Annotated in this window: 17 protein-coding genes and 1 riboswitch; of the genes, 4 read left to right on the top strand and 13 right to left on the bottom strand. The window is 70.0% G+C overall.

What is annotated here, in order from left to right; all coding sequences use genetic code 11:
• Nucleotides 1-52 precede the first annotated feature (52 nt).
• Complete coding sequence (locus MFM001_RS10905) at nt 53-619, top strand: cation transporter (RefSeq protein WP_116375427.1); 567 nt, start codon at nt 53-55, stop codon at nt 617-619.
• Here the strand turns inward: MFM001_RS10905 and MFM001_RS10900 are convergent, their stop codons facing one another.
• The 10 genes from MFM001_RS10900 to MFM001_RS10855 all read right to left on the bottom strand — a co-directional run bounded on the left by MFM001_RS10900 (nt 620) and on the right by MFM001_RS10855 (nt 12325).
• On the bottom strand, nt 620-2257 hold the full coding sequence (locus MFM001_RS10900; RefSeq protein ID WP_116375285.1) for a PPE family protein: 1638 nt from the start codon (nt 2255-2257) through the stop codon (nt 620-622).
• The gene (locus MFM001_RS10895) at nt 2254-2814 is read right to left on the bottom strand and encodes a hypothetical protein (RefSeq protein WP_116375284.1); all 561 of its coding nucleotides are present in this window, start codon (nt 2812-2814) and stop codon (nt 2254-2256) included. Before MFM001_RS10895 ends, MFM001_RS10900 begins: the two co-directional genes overlap by 4 nt.
• A complete protein-coding gene (locus MFM001_RS10890) occupies nt 2811-4454 on the bottom strand; it encodes an ATP-binding cassette domain-containing protein (protein ID WP_116375283.1) in 1644 nt (547 codons plus the stop codon). The genes MFM001_RS10895 and MFM001_RS10890 overlap by 4 nt, the downstream gene beginning before the upstream one ends.
• Nucleotides 4451-5467: an iron ABC transporter permease gene (locus MFM001_RS10885; RefSeq protein ID WP_116375282.1), complete on the bottom strand. Its 1017-nt coding sequence runs from the start codon at nt 5465-5467 to the stop codon at nt 4451-4453. The genes MFM001_RS10890 and MFM001_RS10885 overlap by 4 nt, the downstream gene beginning before the upstream one ends.
• The gene (locus MFM001_RS10880; protein WP_371685524.1) at nt 5464-6543 is read right to left on the bottom strand and encodes an ABC transporter substrate-binding protein; all 1080 of its coding nucleotides are present in this window, start codon (nt 6541-6543) and stop codon (nt 5464-5466) included. Before MFM001_RS10880 ends, MFM001_RS10885 begins: the two co-directional genes overlap by 4 nt.
• Nucleotides 6544-6588: 45 nt before the next feature.
• A riboswitch (cobalamin riboswitch) is annotated at nt 6589-6767 on the bottom strand.
• Between the two features lie 26 nt (nt 6768-6793).
• Entirely contained in the window at nt 6794-7567 is a 774-nt protein-coding gene (locus MFM001_RS10875) for a GAF and ANTAR domain-containing protein (RefSeq protein WP_116375280.1), read from the bottom strand.
• A 9-nt stretch (nt 7568-7576) separates the two neighbouring features.
• The gene (gene ctpC / locus MFM001_RS10870) at nt 7577-9748 is read right to left on the bottom strand and encodes a manganese-exporting P-type ATPase CtpC (protein ID WP_116375426.1); all 2172 of its coding nucleotides are present in this window, start codon (nt 9746-9748) and stop codon (nt 7577-7579) included.
• A gap of 31 nt (nt 9749-9779) precedes the next feature.
• A complete protein-coding gene (locus MFM001_RS10865; protein WP_116375279.1) occupies nt 9780-10061 on the bottom strand; it encodes a DUF1490 family protein in 282 nt (93 codons plus the stop codon).
• Nucleotides 10062-10142: 81 nt separating this feature from the next.
• Nucleotides 10143-10865, bottom strand: coding sequence for a TIGR03089 family protein (locus MFM001_RS10860; RefSeq protein ID WP_202864136.1), 723 nt, complete (start codon nt 10863-10865; stop codon nt 10143-10145).
• Nucleotides 10853-12325 (bottom strand): LCP family protein, encoded by a 1473-nt coding sequence (locus MFM001_RS10855; RefSeq protein WP_116375278.1) that lies wholly within the window; start codon nt 12323-12325, stop codon nt 10853-10855. Before MFM001_RS10855 ends, MFM001_RS10860 begins: the two co-directional genes overlap by 13 nt.
• Nucleotides 12326-12392: 67 nt before the next feature.
• Between MFM001_RS10855 and rfbD the strand changes: the two genes are divergently transcribed.
• The 3 genes from rfbD (at nt 12393) to MFM001_RS10840 (ending at nt 15239) form a co-directional block, all read left to right on the top strand.
• On the top strand, nt 12393-13238 hold the full coding sequence (rfbD, locus tag MFM001_RS10850) for a dTDP-4-dehydrorhamnose reductase (RefSeq protein ID WP_116375277.1): 846 nt from the start codon (nt 12393-12395) through the stop codon (nt 13236-13238).
• A 91-nt stretch (nt 13239-13329) separates the two neighbouring features.
• Nucleotides 13330-14175: a glycosyltransferase family 2 protein gene (locus tag MFM001_RS10845; protein WP_192886920.1), complete on the top strand. Its 846-nt coding sequence runs from the start codon at nt 13330-13332 to the stop codon at nt 14173-14175.
• Nucleotides 14172-15239, top strand: a complete 1068-nt coding sequence (locus MFM001_RS10840) for a sugar phosphate nucleotidyltransferase (RefSeq protein WP_116375275.1) — start codon at nt 14172-14174, stop codon at nt 15237-15239. Before MFM001_RS10845 ends, MFM001_RS10840 begins: the two co-directional genes overlap by 4 nt.
• A 47-nt stretch (nt 15240-15286) precedes the next feature.
• Here MFM001_RS10840 and MFM001_RS10835 read toward each other — a convergent pair whose 3' ends face one another.
• The 3 genes from MFM001_RS10835 to cofD are packed head-to-tail and all read right to left on the bottom strand — an operon-like array spanning nt 15287 to nt 18152.
• Nucleotides 15287-15826: an NUDIX hydrolase gene (locus MFM001_RS10835; RefSeq protein ID WP_116375274.1), complete on the bottom strand. Its 540-nt coding sequence runs from the start codon at nt 15824-15826 to the stop codon at nt 15287-15289.
• Nucleotides 15823-17163, bottom strand: a complete 1341-nt coding sequence (locus MFM001_RS10830; protein WP_116375273.1) for a coenzyme F420-0:L-glutamate ligase — start codon at nt 17161-17163, stop codon at nt 15823-15825. Before MFM001_RS10830 ends, MFM001_RS10835 begins: the two co-directional genes overlap by 4 nt.
• Entirely contained in the window at nt 17160-18152 is a 993-nt protein-coding gene (gene cofD / locus MFM001_RS10825; RefSeq protein ID WP_116375272.1) for a 2-phospho-L-lactate transferase, read from the bottom strand. Before cofD ends, MFM001_RS10830 begins: the two co-directional genes overlap by 4 nt.
• Between the last annotated feature and the right edge of the window lie 209 nt (nt 18153-18361).

The following is an 18361-nucleotide window of genomic DNA, read 5'->3' as shown; positions in this document are numbered from 1 at the left end:
CTGCTGCACGCGGGACGAAACCTGGCATCGGCGGGCCCGGTGGGCGCGACGGCTGGCCTGGGTCAGCCTGGTCGCGATGCTCGCCGAGGGCGTCATCGGGTTGTGGCAGGGGCTGGCGGTCGGATCGATCGCGCTGACCGGCTGGGCGCTGGGCAGCGCCCCGGAGGGGCTGGCCAGCGCAATGGTGGTGTGGCGGTTCAGCGGCCGGCGCACGCTGTCCGACACCGCTGAACGACGCGCCCAGCAAGGCGTCGCGTTGTCGTTTTGGCTGACCGCCCCCTACATCGCCGCGGAATCTCTGCACCACTTGCTCGACGAGCGCCACGCCGACACCTCGGTGATCGGGATTGTGTTGACGGCGATCGCCCTGGCCCTGATGCCGACACTCGGCCGGGCCAAGCACATCCTGGCCGTGCGGTTGGGCTCGGCGGCCACCGCGGGCGAGGGCACCCAGAACTACCTGTGCGGAATCCAGGCCGCCGCCGTCATGCTCGGCCTGTTTGTGACGGCGTGGTGGTCCGGCGGTTGGTGGCTGGACCCCGTGATCGGCCTGGCCGTCGCCGTCGTCGCCGTGTGGCAGGGCATCCGCTCCTGGCGCGGCCAGAACTGCGCCTGCTGATCAGTCGTCGCCGCCCCAGGTGCCCGGCATCATCGGCATGCGCGCGCCGCCACCGAAGTCGTCGGACAGCCGGGTCAATCCCGCCGCGCTGGCAGCGTCTTTGCGGACCGTTCCGGCGAAGCCCAGGCTTCCCGCGCCCCGATCCGACGCCAACGGCTCGTCCGGCTCGAGGTCCATGTACTCGTAACCGCGGCCGAGCTGGCTGACCTTCGCCCGTCGCCGGCGACGGGCCTGCGCCTCCTCTTCCGGCGTGACGGCAGGTGCCGGCGAGATGGCGGTGTCGGGCTCCGGTGCCTTCCTCTGACGCGAACGGGTGCTGGCCGCCCTGCGGGCATCCGCGTTCAGTCCACCCACCATGTAGCCGTAGGCGTCCATCGTGTTCAGCGTCGGCGGCGACGGTGTCGGCGGAGGGGCCCCGGGCGCAGGGGGCGCCGGGGCAGCCGCGGGGGCCGACGCCGGAGCGGGTGCGGGGGCGGGAGCCGGAGTGGGCGACGGGGGCATGGTCGGTGCGAGCGCCGCAACAGGCGGCGGCGTGACCGGCACGACGGTTGGCGGAGGGACACCAGCCAGCCCTGCCAAACCCGCCAAACCGGCGAATCCGCCCGCCGCACCGGGAGCGGCGCCCAGCGGGACAACGGAAGCGGCGACCAGCGGGAGAATGACGGGAATCAGCGTGACGGTCTGCTCGATCAGGTAGTGAAGCAACTGGATGGTGTCGGTCACGGTAAAGCCGATCGCTTCGACCGTGACGAATCCCAGTGTGATGAGCACGGTTCCGGGATTACCGGTAGCCAACGCCGCCGCGATCTCGGCCGCATTGGTCGCGAAGTTGCCGGCCAGAATCGCGGCATACGAACCCGGATCGAGGGGCACGGCCAGAAACCAGGCGATGTTCGTCGGGCTGAGGTGAAAAAGCGGGTTGCCGGTGATGGGGAGCCAGGGAAACTCCGGATAGAGGTAGGCCAGCGACGAGAACAGGTTGGCCAGCGGCTGCAAGAAGTTGTTGTAGAAGTCGGTGTATCCGATCTGGTCGAGGAATTGCTGGATCTCAGAGACGTCGGGGCCCGACGGCGAGTCGGACGACGTTGTGGCCGCGTCGGTTTTCATGATTGCCGGCGCCGCGGTGGTCGACGGCGTGGCGGTCACCGCGGCCGTGGCAACACTCTGATAGGTGCTCATCACGGTGGCCGCCTGAATCCACATCCGCACATAGTCGGCCTCGTTCAGCGCGATCGGAATCGTGTTGATGCCAAAGAAATTCGTGGCGACCAACGCCGCGTGCGTGGCGTGGTTGGCGGCCAGCTCGGCCAACGTCGGCATGGTCGCCAGGGCGGTGGTGTAGGCGCCGGCCGCGGTTTCGTGTTGGGCGGCCGTGGCGGCGCTGTCGGCGGCGGCCTGCATCAGCCACGCCAGATACGGCGCATGGGCGGTCACGTAGGCCTCGGCCGTCGTGCCGTCCCACGCCCCAGCCCGCACGGCGTCCAACACCGCCGTGAGTTCCTCGGCGGTCTCCGCGTACGCGGTGGCGAGCGAGTTCCATGCCCCCGCGGCCGCCAGCAGCGAGCCCGGACCCGGGCCGCTGCTGAGCAGCGTCGAATGCACCTCCGGGGGTGAGGCCATCCAGATGGGCGCGGTCATCCGTGCCGAAATCCCTTGCCGGCGCGGTCAAGTGGATCGGGGCCCAGCCCGAGGTAGGTGGCGCGCAGCCGGTCCCACAGCTCCAGTTGGCCCCAGGCGGGCTCGTCGCGAATCTGCTGGTCGTTAGTCAAAAACGGGTTCGGCAGCATCAGCGTCATCATTTGCTCGTCGCGGCCGTTGAACAGGCGCACACCCCACGACGTTGGGCATCCGTCGCTGCCGAGCCGGCGATACATCTCGGCGCGCGAACACTTCCGGATCCGGCCCAGCTCGGGCCCGCTCGCCGTGTGCTCGCCGATGCACAGATGGAAATGCCAGCGGCCGAAGTCGACGGTTGCGTACCCGTCGTACATCGAGATGCGTTTGGGCGGGCAGGGTGCCGCCACTTCCCATGCCGCACCCTCGATCAGGACGCCGAACCAGATGTCGTCCCAGTACTCGTCGAAGCACAGGTGGATCAGGTCGAGGAGCCGCTGTTCGTCGGTGGGCAGCGGCCAGACCTGTTCTCGCCCTCCGCCTTCGGTCTCGACGACGGGAGGGCTGACACTCTGGGTCATGAGGCATCCTTTCTGCGGTTGGGCTTGGTTGTGAGCACGCACTCGTCGCACAGCCCGCTGCCGGGTGTGCGGTAGTACAGGCAGCAGCTGGTCCGGCGGTAACCGCCCTTGCCGAAACAGATTGCGCCCGAAAGCCTTTCGTCGTCGCACAAGCTGCGGGCCAGTTGCCGGCCGGGCTCGCGGCCGAAGACACGTGCGGCGCCGAGCAGCGCGGACGCCGCGTTGCCGCGCAGCACCTTGTCCGAGATCGGGCCGAGGCGGCGCAGCGCCGCCGTGAGCGGGGCCAGATGTGTGTCGAGGACCATGTCGGCCAGCAGCGCGTCCAAATCGTCACCCTGCCACGCGACCGGATGTTCGACGTGCAGCTCGATGCGGCCATCGCTCTCCCGGAACAGCAGCTGCTCGGGGTCCAGGTCGGGCAGCAACCGGTAGCCGACCACCGCGCCGAGCCCGACCGACCACAACCGGGCGGCGAAGCCGAGGAATAACGTCGACGCCGCGACCCGGCGCTCCGAGGCGTCGATGCGCTCCTGCACGCGACCCACGATGGCGAAGAGCAGCTCGGTGTCCGTGTAGAGCCGCCGCACCGGCCGCCAGCCACGATCGACCGGACCGGTACCGACAGCGAAATACTGGCTGACTGTGGACAATTCGGCCAGCATCGCCGCCGTCTGTGGCTCGGGTGCGCATCGGTGGCTGCTCGGCGGAAGCTCGCGAAGCAGCGCCGGCAGGCCGCTCAGTGCGACCGACACGGCGAACCCGGCCGTGCGTACGGTGATCCGGTTGGCATCAGGCGCGGTGACGACGATCTCCGCGGGTTCGCTTGTGCCCCAGCCTTCCCGGGTGAGCAGCCGTCCTAGCGCGCTGCGCAGCGGGTCCGGCGCATCGACACGCGCAGCCCGCCCGCCGTGCTCGGCCACCGCGAACAGCTCGCCGAGACGGCCGGACAGCAGGTGCTCTTCCGGGATAGCGTCGACCAGCGTGCCGTCGCTGCCCAGCAGCCACACCCGGTCGGCGACGCGCAGCGCCAATTCGACGTCGTGTGTGGACATCACGATCGCCAGGCCGTGGTCGCGGGCCAGCCCGCGTAGCACCTCGACCAGGCCGGCGCGGGACGGCACGTCGAGAAAGGCGGTCGGCTCGTCGAGAACCAGCACTGACGGCTGCTGGGCGAGCGCGCGGGCAGTCAGCACTCGCTGCCGTTCGCCGTCGGAGAGCTCGGCGGCGGGCCGCTCCGCCAGATGGGCAGCACCCACGGCGTGCAATGCCCAGTCGACGACGGCGTGGTCGTCGCGGGTCAGCCGGCCGCCAAACCCGAGATGCGGAATGCGGCCCAGCCCAACGAGTTCGCGCGCTGAGAGCAGCCCGGGATCGATGCGGTCAGTAAGCACGACCGCCACCCGCCGGGCCAGCTCGCCGGACGCCACCGCGGCGAGATCGTCGCCGTCGAGCAGTACCCGCCCGTCGAGCGCGGGCTGCAGCCCGCACAGAGTGCGGATCAGCGTGGACTTCCCGCAGCCGTTGGGGCCCAACAGCACCGTGAGCTCGCCGCGGCGCGCCTTGGCATGCAGGCCCTCGGCCACCACCCTGCTGTGGCGCCGACCTCGGTAACCGATTGCCAGATCAGGTAATTCGATCATTGCACCATCCCCACACCGCGGCGGTTGCGCAGCAGCACGGCCACGACGATCGGTGCCCCGATCAGCGCGGTGACCGCATTGACCGGAAGCACCGCGTCGCTGCCCGGAACCTGGCTGACGAGCCCGCATCCCAGCGCGACCGCCGCGCCCATCAGCACCGCACCCGGCAGCACCACCCGGTGATCGGAGGTGCCCAACGCGAGACGCGACAGATGCGGAACCGCCAGCCCCAGAAAGGCGATCGGCCCGCAGAACGCCGTCGTCACCCCCGCCAGCAGCGACCCCGACGCGACGGTGATCACCCGCAGCCGTCGCACGTCGATACCCATCGTGCGGGCGTAGCCCTCGCCGAGCAGCAGCGCATTGAGGGGACTCACCGTCAGCGCGCAAGCCGCCACACCCGCACCGACGAGCGGTAACAGCAGCCGCAGGTCGGCCCAGCCGGTGCCGGCGAAACTGCCCAGCCCCCACAGCAAGTACTGCTGAACACGCTGCGGGTCGGCGTAGACCAGCAGCACGCTGACGATCGCGGTGACGGCCGCGCCGACCATCACGCCGATCAGCAGCAGTGTCGCGGCCGACCGAACCCGGCGAGCCAGCAGCAGAACAACAGCCAGCACCACCCCCGCGCCCAGCGCCGCGGCGACAACCACGCCCGCACGCCCGCCAGCGGTGAAGCCTGATCCTGCGGCAAGCACTACCAGCGAAACACCGAGGCTTGCACCGGAACTGACGCCAAGGACGTACGGGTCGGCGAGCGTGTTGCGAAACAGCGTCTGCATCTGCAGCCCCGCGACCCCGAGGCCGGCGCCGGCGGCGACGGCGGTGAGTGCTCGCGGCAGCCGCATGTCGGCCACGATCACCTGCCAGCGCGGGTCCGACGGCGCCGCGCCGACGAGGACCCGGGCGGTGTCGGCCAGCGGCACCCGCACCGGCCCGACCGCAAGCCCCAACAGACCCAGCACAACCACCCCGCCGGCCAACGCGGCCAGCACCGCCGCCGCCCGGCTCATGTCAGCTTCCGGTAGAAGGCGAACCGGTGGTCCGGTGCGAGTTCGGGATGCAGGATCGCCACCAGATCGGCGAGCACCAGATCGGGTCGCGCGACGCCACGCTCCCAGTAGTCGTTGCCCGCCGACCAGACCTGGCCGTCGCGAACCGCCGTCAGGCGGCCGTAGCGGATGTCGGCGGCCAGCGCGTCGTCGAGCGTCTTCCAGTCGGTAGTCACCAGCCAGCGCGGTGCGTGGCCGGCCTTGGCGAACACCGATTCGAAGTTCAGCTGCAGGCTGCCGGTACTCGTGTCGCCGGCCCACGGGTAGCTGCCGCCGGCGTCGACGATGAGTCGCCCGGCGTAGCCGCCGCCCGCGGGCATGGACCAGGCGCCCTGGTGCATGGTTCCGGCCAGCACCTCGAGAGGCCTTGCGCCCCTGGCGTTTTGGGTGACCTTGCCGTAGTCGCCGCGCAGCTTGGCGTACAGTTCGCCGGCGTTCTTCTCGGTGCCGGTCAGCGCCGCGAACACCTTGACCCACTCTGCCCGGCCCAGCGGGGTGGCCTCCAGCCACTCGGCGTCGGCGAGGACGTCGACGCCGGCGTCGCGCAGCCGGGCGTAACCCGGATCGTCGATGCCCGCGGTCACCAACACGTCGGGATCGGCGGCGACGACAGCCTCGACGTCGACCTGCGCGCCGCGCGCATGCCCGACGACCACGTCGGTCCGGTCGAGCTCGGCGAGCATGCCCAGGTGGGTGGTCGAGGCCGAATACAGGCCGGTGACCGGAACCGTGACCTGCTGCGCACGGGCCAGGTCGCCGGTCAGGTGCGGGGCCGGGGCGCCGCAACGCACCAGCACATACGACTCGGCAGACGCGTTGGGATAGGGCTGCCTGACGGTCAGGACCTGATAGCTGCGGTGATAGCTGATCGTGAAGTTGACGGCGTCGGTGACCGTCGACTTGTCCGGGAAATAGTCGGCGTCCGGGTCGAAGTCAGCGATGCAGCCCGGGCGCGGGCGGCCGGTATCGGCAAGGGAGGCGCAGGCGCACGGAATCAGCGCCAAGGCAATGGCAGCGGCGAGGGCCGCCCATGACACGCGGGACACGGACGTCGGTCAGCTCTCTCGGGGTACACCGCCCCGGGTCGCAGGACGCGATGACGCGAGTCTCCTGGCTCTCGGATCGCTGCTCGCCTCGCCTTCCAACCCGTGGGCCGTGGCGTGTGAGGGTCGCTCCCCGATGACAGTGGCGGGACCGCGCCGGATTTGCACCGGCTTCCTGCGTCGTCATCGCCTTACGGGCGACATTGTTGCATGCCGTTTGCAGGTGGGCGACGGCGGCGCGCGGTCAGGTTGCGGCGGCCGCCATGCTGGACTCCTCGCCGGTGGCGAACCACCGGCTCAGCACCGGTTCGAGCCGGCCCTGCTCTTGCGCCTCGACCAGCTCGGCGGCCAGGTGCCGAAGCTTGACGTTGTGGTGTTGCGAGGCACGCCGCAACCGGTCGAAGGCATCCTCGGAGTCGCACGAGTACTGGCGCATCAGCAGCCCCTTCGCCTGGCCGATCAGGTCGCGGGTGGCCAGCGCGGCGTGCAGGTGGTCGACCAGGCGGCGTGAATCGTCGTAAAGCGCGGCGTTGTCGAACGTGGTGCCGGCGTGCAACGCGAAGAGCATCACCAAATCCATGACGTGCTCGGTGAATTGGTTGGGACGAGGCGAGAACAGCGTGCATCCCACCGACGGCCGGCGGAACGCGGGCAGCGGCAACGCGAGGCAACTGCGAAAACCGGCGCTGCGCATCCGTTCGCTGAACCCCGGCCAGCGCTGCTCGGTCTCGGCGTCCTCGACCCGGCGCGGCTCGCGGTAGCGGATCGCGTCCAGGATCGGGCCTTCCCACGGGCGCGGCTCGTCGGGATGGTGTACCAGCGCGGCGACCTCACCGCCCGCCACCGTCTCGAGCTTGCCCGGCGCAACCTCCACGGTGACCGTGGCGTGCTCGCAGCCCGGAATCGTGCGCACCGCACGTCTGACCATCCGCTCGACCACGCTGATGACGTCGTCGTCGTCGACCAGTCGGCCCACTTCCGCCAACTCGCGGGAAAGCGAATGAAGCTGCTCGTTCATCGGCTCAGGCTACGTGCTTCCTCGCACTTTGGGGAGGGCCGACGGTTGATGCCCTGGTGACGCCTCGCTGGAGGCGGCGCGGGTCTGATCGAGCCGGTAGCGGATCAGCCGGGAGCTGTTGGCGACGACGGCCACGGACGACGCGTTGTGCAGGATGGCCGCCAGCACCGGCGACAACGCGCCGCCGGCGCCGATCAGCAGCCCGGCGGCGTTGACGGCGATCGACATGCCGTAGTTCTCCCGGATCACCTCGACCGCCCGCGCACCCAGATCCCGCACGTCGAGCAGACGCTGCAGGTCGTCGTTGGCCAGTGCGACGTCGGCGGTTTCGACGGCGACGTCGGTTCCGGCCAGCCCCATGGCGATCCCGATGTCGGCCGCCGCCAGCGCCGGGGCGTCGTTGATCCCGTCGCCGACCATCCCGACGACGTGGCCCTCGTCTTGTAGCTGGCGTACGACTTCGAGCTTGTCCTCGGGCAGCACCTCGGCGCGCCACTCGTCGATGGCCAGGTCGGCGGCCACCACCTTGGCGATCTCCGGGTGGTCGCCGGTGAGCATCACGATCCGGCGGATTCCGTTGGCGCGCAGCTGCTTCAGCACTTCGGGTGCCTCGGTGCGAACCTCGTCGCGCAGGCTGATCAGACCGACCAGCGTGCCGTCCACCGCCAACAGCAGCGGAGTCTCGGCCTGGCGGCGCAGCTTGTCCACCCACTCGGCCGCTTCTCGGGAGACCGTGACGTTTTCGGACTGCAGCAGCGACGGGCTGCCCAGCAGCAGGGTTCGCCCGTCGGCCCACGTCCGCATGCCCAGGCCCACCAGCACCTCGCACTCCTCGTGCGGCGGGATGATGATCCGGCGTTCCTCGGTCGAGCGGATCACCGCCTCGGCCAGCGGATGCCGCGAGTGCAGCTCCGAGCTGGCCGCATAGGCGAGCACCTGCTCGGGCTGCCAATCCTTATGTAGCGCAATGATATTCGTCACGACCGGACGGCCGACGGTCAGCGTCCCGGTCTTGTCGAACACGATCGCGTCGACCCGGCCCGCCTGCTCCAGGTGCGAACCGCCCTTGATCAGGATGCCCCGGCGGGCGCCGTTGCCGATCGCGGCGCTGATCGCGGTCGGCGTCGCCAAGCCCACCGCGCACGGGCAGGCGATCAGCAGCATGGTCATCGCGCGCCGGACATCACCGGTGATCGCCAGCGTGATCGCCGACACGACGAACGAGATGGGAACGAAGCGACGGGAGAAGTTCTCGCCGACCGTTTGGATCGGCGCCCGATCATGTTGGGCCTCTTCGACTCTGGTAATGATGCGGCCGATCGTGGTTTCGTTGCCGACGGCGCTGGCGCGCACCACCACGCGTCCCCGCAGTACCACCGAACCGGCGTGCACCCGCGCCCCGGTGACGATGCTGACCGGCAAGGTCTCGCCGGTGATTGCGGACTGGTCGACGATCGCCTCGCCGTCGACCACCTCGCCGTCGACCGGTATCGCCACGTGGTCGTGGACTACCACCTCGTCGCCGACCTGCACGGTGTCCATCGGCACCTGGACCTCGTTGCCGTCGTCGACCCGGATCCACGCCGTGTCGGCGGTGCCGCGCAGCAGGTCGGAGATGGCCCGCCGGGTCCGTCGCAGCGTCAGATCCTGAAGGTACTCACCGATATTCAGCAGCCACAGCACGGTCAGCGCGACCACGTTCTCGCGCAGCACCAGGCTGGCCACCGTCGCTGCGGTGACCAACGCATCGGTGCCGGCGCGTCCGGACCGCAGCGAGCGCAGCGCGCCGCGCAGGAACGGGTAGCCCATGAACACCGTCGCGCCGGTCGCCACCAGCTGGCCGGACGGGCCGAGCAGCGGCGGGCGCTGGAAGACGTAGCGGCGCACCCCCAGCAATGCCAGCGCCGCTCCGCCGATCACCATGCGCAACACCTCGGCGTTGCGGACATCCGACGAGCGTGGGGTGCGCGCCGGAATCAGTTCGGCCGCAACGTGTTCGGCCGACTTGATGGCTTCCAGCACCGCCGAACGGTCGCAGCGCTTCGGCGAGTACCACACCACCACCGAGCCGGTGTGCGGATAGGCGTGCACCGTGCGCACCCCGTTTTGCTTGTCGACGGCCTCCTCCACCGCGACTGCCCGCCGCGAATTCGAACGCACCCAATCGACCTGCACCCGCATCCGGCCGGCCGCGTCGGAAACGACGCGCACGTCAGTGCTCGTGGTCGTGGTCGCCTCCGACGGCGGGCGGAGGCGCTTCCTCGCCGATGCGTTCGCGCGCTTCGGCCACCACGTCGGCGAGCTTGAGGCGGGCCGACTCCGCTGCTTCCTCGGCGCGCCGGGTCCCGCGCAGACTCCACTCCGTCGCGGTGACCGCCGCGTTGTGCACCTGAGCCGAGCGCACGGCCTTGCGCAGCGCCTCGTAGGCGCTGACTCCGACCAGCCCGGTGACGACCGTCCCGGCCGCCTTCGCGAGTAGCCCGTGCACCACCATCGCCACATTCCTCCTTCGTCGCTGTGGCGCCCAACCTAACATAGAAATATTGCGATACCAATATGTATTGGCGGGTGGGCTCTAGTCGAGTACCCGGGTGACCTTCTCGGTCTCGATCCGGTGCGACAGCGCCGCCGGATCGGGATTGGCCACCTGCACCAGCGACGCGCCGACCGCCAACACCGACAGGAGCCCGTCGATCAGCTCTGCGGGCCGGTCCCACGACATGGACGACAGCAGCCGGTCGGAGGATGTCAAACCTCTTGTGGCAGCGGAGATTTGGCAGTCGGCGAGGACCTCGTCGACCGCCCGGCCGGCCAGCGCCGGGCCGGGATTGCGTTCGCCGTCGATCTGGTCGCCGTGCACCCGCACCGCTGTCGCATAGTCGGTGACCCCGACCGGCAGGTCGGGTGCGGGGCTGCCGAACGGATCGAGCGACAACACCGCCACCTCGCCGGCCCCGGTGGCGTCGGCCTCCTCCAGCCGCGCCGCGGTGCACAACGCCACGTCGGCGTCCCAGGAGCCGCCGAGCAGCACTTCCGCGCCGATCCACCACACCCCGAACAGCACCGCGGCGGTCTGCCAATGGGTCGGCAGCAGTACCGCCACCCGGCTGCCCGACCCGGCGCCGAGCTCGTCGCGCAACAGGTTGCCGGTCTTGGCGGCCCAGTTGGCCAGCGTCACCGCGGAAAGCTCGATGCGCTCGCCGGTGGCGTCGTCGTAATAGGTGATGCGCGGGCCGACCGGGTCGGCGCGCAGCATCGGGTCGAGAATCGCAGCGCTGAGCGTGCTCAGTTCACACACTCCGGGTGATCGGCGCCCGCGGTCAGGATCGGCGACGGCGGGGGAGCGTCGGGGTTGTTGTTGCCAGTGCCCGAGTTCGACGAGACGGCCATCGGCGAGGCGCCGCCGTCGAGCCCGGATCCCGGGCCGGTGTAGTCGTTGGCCAGCACCACCCGCACGGTACCCGCCGGCACCGACGCGTCGGCGACGACGGGCAGACCGCCGAGGTCTTTGGCCACCGCCTGCGCGCCCAGGTCGTCGGCCTTGGCGGCCTGTACCTGGCTTGCCTGCACGTGCGCGCCTTCGTTGTTGCCGACCATTCCTGTGCCAAAGCCCTTGGCGCTCAATACTTCCGACACAGCCGCGGCCAGCCCGTTGATGTCGGTGTCGTTGAAGACGCTCGCGGCGGTCTTGGCCGGTGTGTAGGCGATCTCCTCGGTCTTGCCCTGGGCCTGATCCTGCAGCAGCCCGCCGACCCACTCCTGAACCTGGTGCGGGTCGACCCGCACCACGCTGTGCATGCCGTCGTCGCTCCAGCCGGCCTCGTCGAGCACCGGGATGGTGGCGAACGCGACGTTGCCGGCGGCCAGCTTCTGCAGTTGCTTCACGAAATCCATGATGTCCCAACCGGACGACAGCACCACCGAGCGCTGGATGGCGCCCTGTAGGCGCTCCAGCGTCGCCGGGCTCGACAGCGTCTTGCCGGAGATCACCTGGTGGGCCAGTGACGCCATCACCACCTGCTGGCGCACCACCCGGTCCAGGTCGCCGCGCGGCAGATCGTGGCGCTGGCGGACGAAGCTCAGCGCCTGCGGGCCGTTGAGCTTTTGCCAGCCGGCCGGAAAGTCGGCGCCCGAAAGCGGTTCGTACACAGCCTCTTTGAGGCAGACGTTGACGCCGCCGAGAGCGTCGGTGATCAATGCGAAGCCCAGCAGCCCGATCTCGGCGTAGTGGTCGACGGTGACGCCGGTCAGATCGGCGACCGTCTTGATCAGGGCCTCGCGGCCGGCTTCGGTGCCGCGGGCCTCGGCTTCGGCGGGGTCGACGCCGGATTCGACGAGGCTGACCCGCTTCTCCTCTTTGACCTGGCCGTAGACGCCGTTGATCTTGGTCTTGCCCAAGCCCGGCGCCGAGACATAGGTGTCACGCGGAATCGAGATCGCGGTGGCCGACTTCCCGTTGTTGGGGATGCGCACCAGGATGATCGTGTCGGTGTTGGTCGCCACCTCGTCGCCGGCCCGCAGCGTCGCTAGTTCCTCGGCCGAGAGCGGGTTGCCGTGCGCGTCGGTGCGGCTGTCCATGCCGACCAGCAGGATGTCGACGGCGCCGTCGTCGCCGCCCTGGCCCAGCGACGGGGCGAACATGTGGTAGATCCCGTCCTCGAACGAACGGACCTGGCTCCACGCCACCCCGGTACCGAACACGATGACGATGGCCGCCACGGTGGCAACCACACGAACCACACGTTGCGCAGGCATCACTCCAGACTACTTGCGTCACAGCGGTATCACCGGTAGCGGCGTGCGTCGGCGTGCCAGACTCAAGGGCATGCAGCCCAGGCTTGTAATCACCGGCGCCGGCGGACAGCTCGGCAGCGTTCTGGCGGTGGAGGCCGCCCGGCGGGGACGCGACGTGCTGGCCCTGGCGTCGTCGCAGTGGGATATCACCGACCCCGCCGCCGCCGAAAAGAACATCCAGAGCGGCGACGTGGTGCTCAATTGCGCCGCCTACACCAACGTCGACGGCGCGGAAACCGACGAGGCCAGGGCGCACGCGGTCAACGCCGAGGGCCCGGAACACATCGCGCGGGTCTGCGCGGACGTCGGCGCCCGGATGATCCACGTCTCGACCGACTACGTCTTCAGCGGCTCGGCAAGCACCCCCTACGAGCCCGACGACGAAACCGGGCCGCTCAGCGCGTACGGGCGTACCAAGCTGTCCGGCGAGGTGGCCGTCCTGAAAACGCTGCCGGAGGGCACTGTGGTGCGCACAGCGTGGGTCTACACCGGCGGCGCCGGCAACGACTTCGTCGCCGCCATGCGCCGACTGGCCGCCGGGGACGGCGTCGTCGAGGTGGTCGACGACCAGACCGGCTCACCGACCTACGTCGGCGACCTCGCCGCTGCGCTGCTGCAGGTGGCCGACGACGGCGTGGATGCGCCCGTCGTGCACGCCGCCAACGCCGGCGCGGTCAGTCGGTTCGAGCAGGCCCGTGCGGTGTTCGCCGAGGTGGGGGCCGACCCGGAGCGAGTGCACCCGATCAGCAGCGACAAGAATCCGCGGCCGGCGCCCCGGCCCCGCTATTCCGTACTGGGCTCCCGGCTCTCGACCGAGGCGGGGCTGACGCCGCTGCGGCCGTGGCGCGACGCGCTGGCGGCGGCGTTGCGCGCCTAGCCCGTCGGTCGGCGACCCGCTGCGCCCGGCTCCGCCGCGCTTGCGATCGCCTCCAGCCCGTTACTCTCTACGCGTGAGCGACGTCCTGCCGGTGGTGACGGTGACCTATTCGCCGGGCCCGCACCTGGACCGCTTCCTGGCTTCGCTGTCGCTGGCTACGGAGCGGCCGCTGAGCGTCGTGATGGCCGACAACGGCTCCACCGACGGCGCACCGCAGGCTGCCGTCGAGCGCTATCCGAACGTTCGGCTGTTCTCCACCGGCGCCAACCTGGGCTACGGCAGCGCGGTGAACCGGGCGGTCGCGCAACTCGGCGACGCCGACGAGTGGGTGATCGTGGCCAACCCCGACGTGCAGTGGGGGCCGGGCAGCATCGACGCGCTGCTGGACGCGGCCGCCCGTTGGCCGCGGGCGGCGACGCTGGGCCCGCTGATCCGCGACCCCGACGGATCGGTGTACCCGTCGGCGCGCCACCTGCCCAGCCTGGTTCGCGGCGGCATGCACGCCGTCCTCGGGCAGCTGTGGAAGGGCAATCCCTGGTCGACGGCCTACCGCCAGGAACGGCTGGAACCCAGCGAGCGGCCGGTGGGCTGGCTGTCCGGGTCGTGCCTGCTGGTGCGCCGGGCGGCGTTCGACCAGGTCGGCGGCTTCGACGAGCGCTACTTCATGTACATGGAGGACGTGGACCTCGGCGACCGGCTGGGCCGCGCCGGCTGGCTGAACGTCTATGTGCCGTCGGCGGAAGTCCTGCACCACAAGGGCCACGCGACCGGCCGCGAGTCGGCGCGCAACCTGGTCGCCCACCACGAAAGCACCTACCTCTTCCTCGCCGACCGGCATTCTGGGTGGTGGCGCGCACCGCTGCGTTGGGCGTTTCGCGCGGGGCTGGCGATCCGCGCGCGGTTGATGGTGCGCAGTGCAGAAAGGCGGCGCTCGTGACAGAAGTGGACGCCGTCGTCCTGGTCGGCGGCAAAGGCACCCGGTTGCGGCCGTTGACGCTGTCCGCGCCCAAGCCGATGCTGCCCACTGCCGGGTTGCCGTTCGTCACGCATCTGTTGTCGCGGATCGCCACCGCCGGGATCGAGCACGTGGTCCTCAGCACGTCGTATCAGCCGGCCGTGTTCGAGGCGGAGTTCGGCGACGGCTCCAAACTGGGGCTGCAGATCGAATACGTCACCGAAGAACATCCGCTGGGCACCGGCGGCGGAATCGCCAACGTCTCCGGCCGTTTGCGGCACGACACCGTGATGGTGTTCAACGGCGACGTGCTCTCCGGCGCCGATCTGGGTCAGCTGCTCGACTACCACCACTCCAACGCGGCCGACCTGACGCTGCATCTGGTGCGCGTCGGCGACCCACGCGCCTTCGGCTGCGTGCCGACCGAAAACGGCAGGGTCACAGCATTTTTGGAGAAGACACAGGACCCGCCCACCGACCAGATCAACGCCGGCTGCTACGTGTTCGCCCGCGAGATCATCGACCGGATACCGCGCGGCCGCGAGGTCTCGGTCGAACGCGAGGTGTTCCCGGCGCTGCTGTCCGACGGGGTCAAGGTGTGCGGCTACGTCGACGCCACCTACTGGCGGGACATGGGCACGCCGGAGGACTTCGTGCGCGGCTCAGCGGATTTGGTGCGCGGCATTGCGCCGTCGCCGGCTCTGCGCGGTCAGCGCGGCGAGCAGCTGGTGCACGACGGCGCGGCGGTCTCCCCGGGCGCGGTGCTGATCGGCGGCACGGTCGTCGGGCGTGGCGCCGAGATCGGGCCGGGCGCCCGCTTGGATGGCGCGGTCATCTTCGACGGCGTGAAGGTTGAGGCCGGCAGTGTGATCGAGCGTTCGATCATCGGGTTCGGCGCGCGGATCGGGCCGCGGGCGCTGATCCGCGACGGTGTGATCGGCGACGGCGCCGACATCGGGGCGCGCTGCGAGCTGCTGCGCGGCGCCCGGGTGTGGCCCGGGGTGGCCATTCCCGACGGCGGAATCCGCTACTCGAGCGACGTCTGAGCCGCGCCGAATGTGGGCTTAATGCACGAATTTTCGCCGCAAACGTGTCACAAGTCCACATTCGACGCGCGGGCGACCAGATAGGCCAGCGCATCGTCGGCGTCGGCCGGTAATTCGTCGGCGGGCCACCACTGCAGATCCATCGACTCGTCGCTGATCGCGATCTGCGCGCCCGGCGGCGCGTGGGCGACGAACTGCAGGTCGAGATGGCGGGTCGGCACACCCAGCGAGCAGGTGACGGGATGGACATGGATCGCCGCCAACTCGCCCAGCCGCAGACCCGTGACGCCGGACTCCTCGGTGGCCTCCCGCAGCGCCGCCGCCGCAATGTCGACATCGCCGTCGTCGCAGTGCCCGCCGAGCTGGACCCAGCGGCCGAGCCGCGGATGCAGGGTGAGCAGCACCCGGCTGCCGGAGTCGTCGAGCACCAGGGCCGACGCGGTGACATGACCGGGCACGCATTCGCGCCGGCAGGCGTCGTCGCGGGCATACAGGAACGCCAGCACCGCGTGGCGCACCGAGTCCTGAGCCGGGTCCGGGGCCTGCCAGTCGGACAGCAGCGCGATCGCCGACTCCCGAACGTTCACTTGCGCACCAGCAGGTCGGCGACGGGCACCGGTTCTTTGGGTTCCTGCGCTTGCTGTGGGTAGCCGATTGCGATCGCGCCCAACGGTTCCCACTCTGCCGGCAGCCCCAGCTCGTCGCGGACCAGGTCGGCGGCAAAGATCGTCGAACCGATCCAGCAACTGCCCACGCCGCGAACCGCCAGCGCCACCAGCAGCGCCTGCACCGCCGCGCCCACCGCGACGGTGAACATGGTGTGCTCGGCTTGGGTGCGGGCCGCGTCGGGATAGCTGTGTGCGCCGTCGGGCACCAGCATCGGGATGACGACTTCGGGTGCGTCGTAAAGGATCTGGCCGCGGGCCACTCGACGCTCGATCGCGTCGGCGGGCTTGCCGTCACCGGCCAGGTCGGCGCGCCACCGCTCGCGCATCCGGTCCAGCAGCCGAGTGCGTACCGAGGGGGTCTGCAGCCAGACGAACCGCACCGGCCGGGTGTGGTGCGGGGCCGGGGCGGTCAACGCCTCCGCGACTGCCGCTTCGACGAGATCGTGCGGCACCGGTTGGTCGGCGAACTGGCGCACCGAGCGGCGCAGCAATTGGGCCTGCCGGCGACCCATTTCCACCGCCTCGGCGGTGCCCAGCCAGAACAGGTCCTCGGTGCCCGAGCGGACCAGCTGCCGCGCCGTCGAACCGTCGTCGGATACCGGCAACCCGCGGACCACGGCCACCGGGATCCCGGTGAGCTTGCCCTTGACCAGATCGGCGGCGGCGGCGATCTCGTCGGCGACGGCGATCTCGGTGACAATCAACTCGTTGCCGTGGGCGTCGACCGCCCCGGCATAGCCGTGCAGCACTTCCAGACCGGCCGAGCCGACGGCGGCGTCGGTCTGGCCGTTGCGCCATGCCCGGCCCATCGTGTCGGTGATCACGACCGCCACCGTCACACCCAGCCGCTCGCGCAGCGCGGCACGCAGGGCGGCGGCGCTGGCGTCGGGATCGGTTGGCAGCAGCGCCAGTTCGGTCACGCCGACATTCGAGCCGTCCACCCCGGCAGCGGCCTGCACCAGCCCGAGCCGGTTCTCGGTGATCAGTGTGCGTCCCTTGCGGGCCAGCACGCGAACCGCTTCGGCGTCGACGAGCTTGCGCCGCAAGGCGTCTCGCGCGTCGGGGTCATCGGGCGCCGGCACCAGCCGGCCCTCGCATTTGGACACCACCTTGCTGGTGACCACCACCACGTCGCCGTCACGCAGCCACGGCGCGGCCGCGGCCACGGCGTCAGCCAGGTTGTCGCCCGGCCGGAATTCGGGAAGCCCTGTGACGGGCAGGATCTCGACCGCTGCCGCGGTACCGTGTTCGGTCATAGTGCGGCGACGCCCGCGAGCTCCAGTCCGGCGCTGACCATCTTGGCCGTCGCGTTCGGGTCGGTCATCAGCAGCGGCACCGATCGCACTGCCACACCGTCGATGTCGGCGTGGTCGCCCTCGTGGACCAGCCAGCCGTCCAGGATGCCGGTGCCCGACCGTGCGCCGTAATGGCGGCCCACCGCCTCGGCGGTGGACTCCACGCCGATCACCGACAGACACTCGTGGGCCATGCCGCGCAAGGCTTTTCCGCCGACGATCGGCGAGTAGCCGACCACAGGCGCACCGGTCGACCGCAGCGCGCCCCGGACACCCGGGATGGCCAGGATGGCGCCGATGCTCACCACCGGGTTCGACGGCGCCACCAGGATGATGTCGGCATCCGCGATGGCGTCGAGCACTTCGGTTGCAGCATGGGCGTTTTCGGCTCCGATGAACGCGAAGCTGTGCGTCGGGACCTGCGCGCGATAGCGCACCCACCACTCCTGGAAGTGGATCGCGCGCTGGTTGCCGTCATCGGGATCGGTGATGACCACGTGGGTTTCGCATCGGTCGTCACTGGCCGGCAATAACGTCGCTCCCGGTTGCCAGCGGTCGCACAGCGCGGCCGTGATCTGCGAGAGCGGGTACCCCGCCCGCAGCATCTGTGTGCGCACCAGGTGGGTCGCGAGGTCGCGGTCGCCGAGCTCGAACCAGTCCGGCTGCATGCCGTAGCGGACCAGTTCCTCCTTGGCATGCCAGGTTTCGTCGCGATGACCCCAGCCGCGCTGCGGGTCGACCCCGCCACCCAGGGTGTACATGCAGGTGTCCAGGTCGGGGCAGATCCGCACCCCGTGCATCCAGGCGTCGTCGCCGATGTTGACGACGGCCGTCAGCTCGTGCGCGCCGGATGCACCCTCGCCTCCGAATTGGCCGAGGCCGAGCAGATGTTGCACGCCGAGAAGAAAGCGGGCGCCGCCGACCCCGCCGACCAAAACCGTGACCTTCACACCGGACGACAGTACGCGTGGCGACGAGACGACCCGACACGCCGACGGCCAAACTGTGGCAGTGCCGTCAAAAATTGGTCACGAGATGGTATGGAAATCTTCCGAATCGCTTGACCACGGCTGATAACACGTGTGTAATCTCATCAGTGTCATTTCCCGGTTGGCCGGCCGGATTCGGTGTCGCAGACCGAGATTCGATCGTTTGTTCG

This window comes from Mycobacterium sp. MFM001 (genome assembly GCF_003402475.1).
In the GTDB taxonomy this organism is placed as follows: domain Bacteria; phylum Actinomycetota; class Actinomycetes; order Mycobacteriales; family Mycobacteriaceae; genus Mycobacterium.
This window is presented reverse-complemented; position numbering and strand designations above follow the sequence as displayed.

Coding starts and splice junctions, on each gene's coding strand:
- MFM001_RS10900 (WP_116375285.1), bottom strand. CDS start 2,257: ATGACCGCGCCCATCTGGATGGCCTCACCCCCGGAGGTGCATTCGACG.
- MFM001_RS10895 (WP_116375284.1), bottom strand. CDS start 2,814: ATGACCCAGAGTGTCAGCCCTCCCGTCGTCGAGACCGAAGGCGGAGGG.
- MFM001_RS10890 (WP_116375283.1), bottom strand. CDS start 4,454: ATGATCGAATTACCTGATCTGGCAATCGGTTACCGAGGTCGGCGCCAC.
- MFM001_RS10885 (WP_116375282.1), bottom strand. CDS start 5,467: ATGAGCCGGGCGGCGGCGGTGCTGGCCGCGTTGGCCGGCGGGGTGGTT.
- MFM001_RS10875 (WP_116375280.1), bottom strand. CDS start 7,567: ATGAACGAGCAGCTTCATTCGCTTTCCCGCGAGTTGGCGGAAGTGGGC.
- ctpC (WP_116375426.1), bottom strand. CDS start 9,748: ATGCGGGTGCAGGTCGATTGGGTGCGTTCGAATTCGCGGCGGGCAGTC.
- MFM001_RS10865 (WP_116375279.1), bottom strand. CDS start 10,061: ATGGTGGTGCACGGGCTACTCGCGAAGGCGGCCGGGACGGTCGTCACC.
- rfbD (WP_116375277.1), top strand. CDS start 12,393: ATGCAGCCCAGGCTTGTAATCACCGGCGCCGGCGGACAGCTCGGCAGC.
- MFM001_RS10830 (WP_116375273.1), bottom strand. CDS start 17,163: ATGACCGAACACGGTACCGCGGCAGCGGTCGAGATCCTGCCCGTCACA.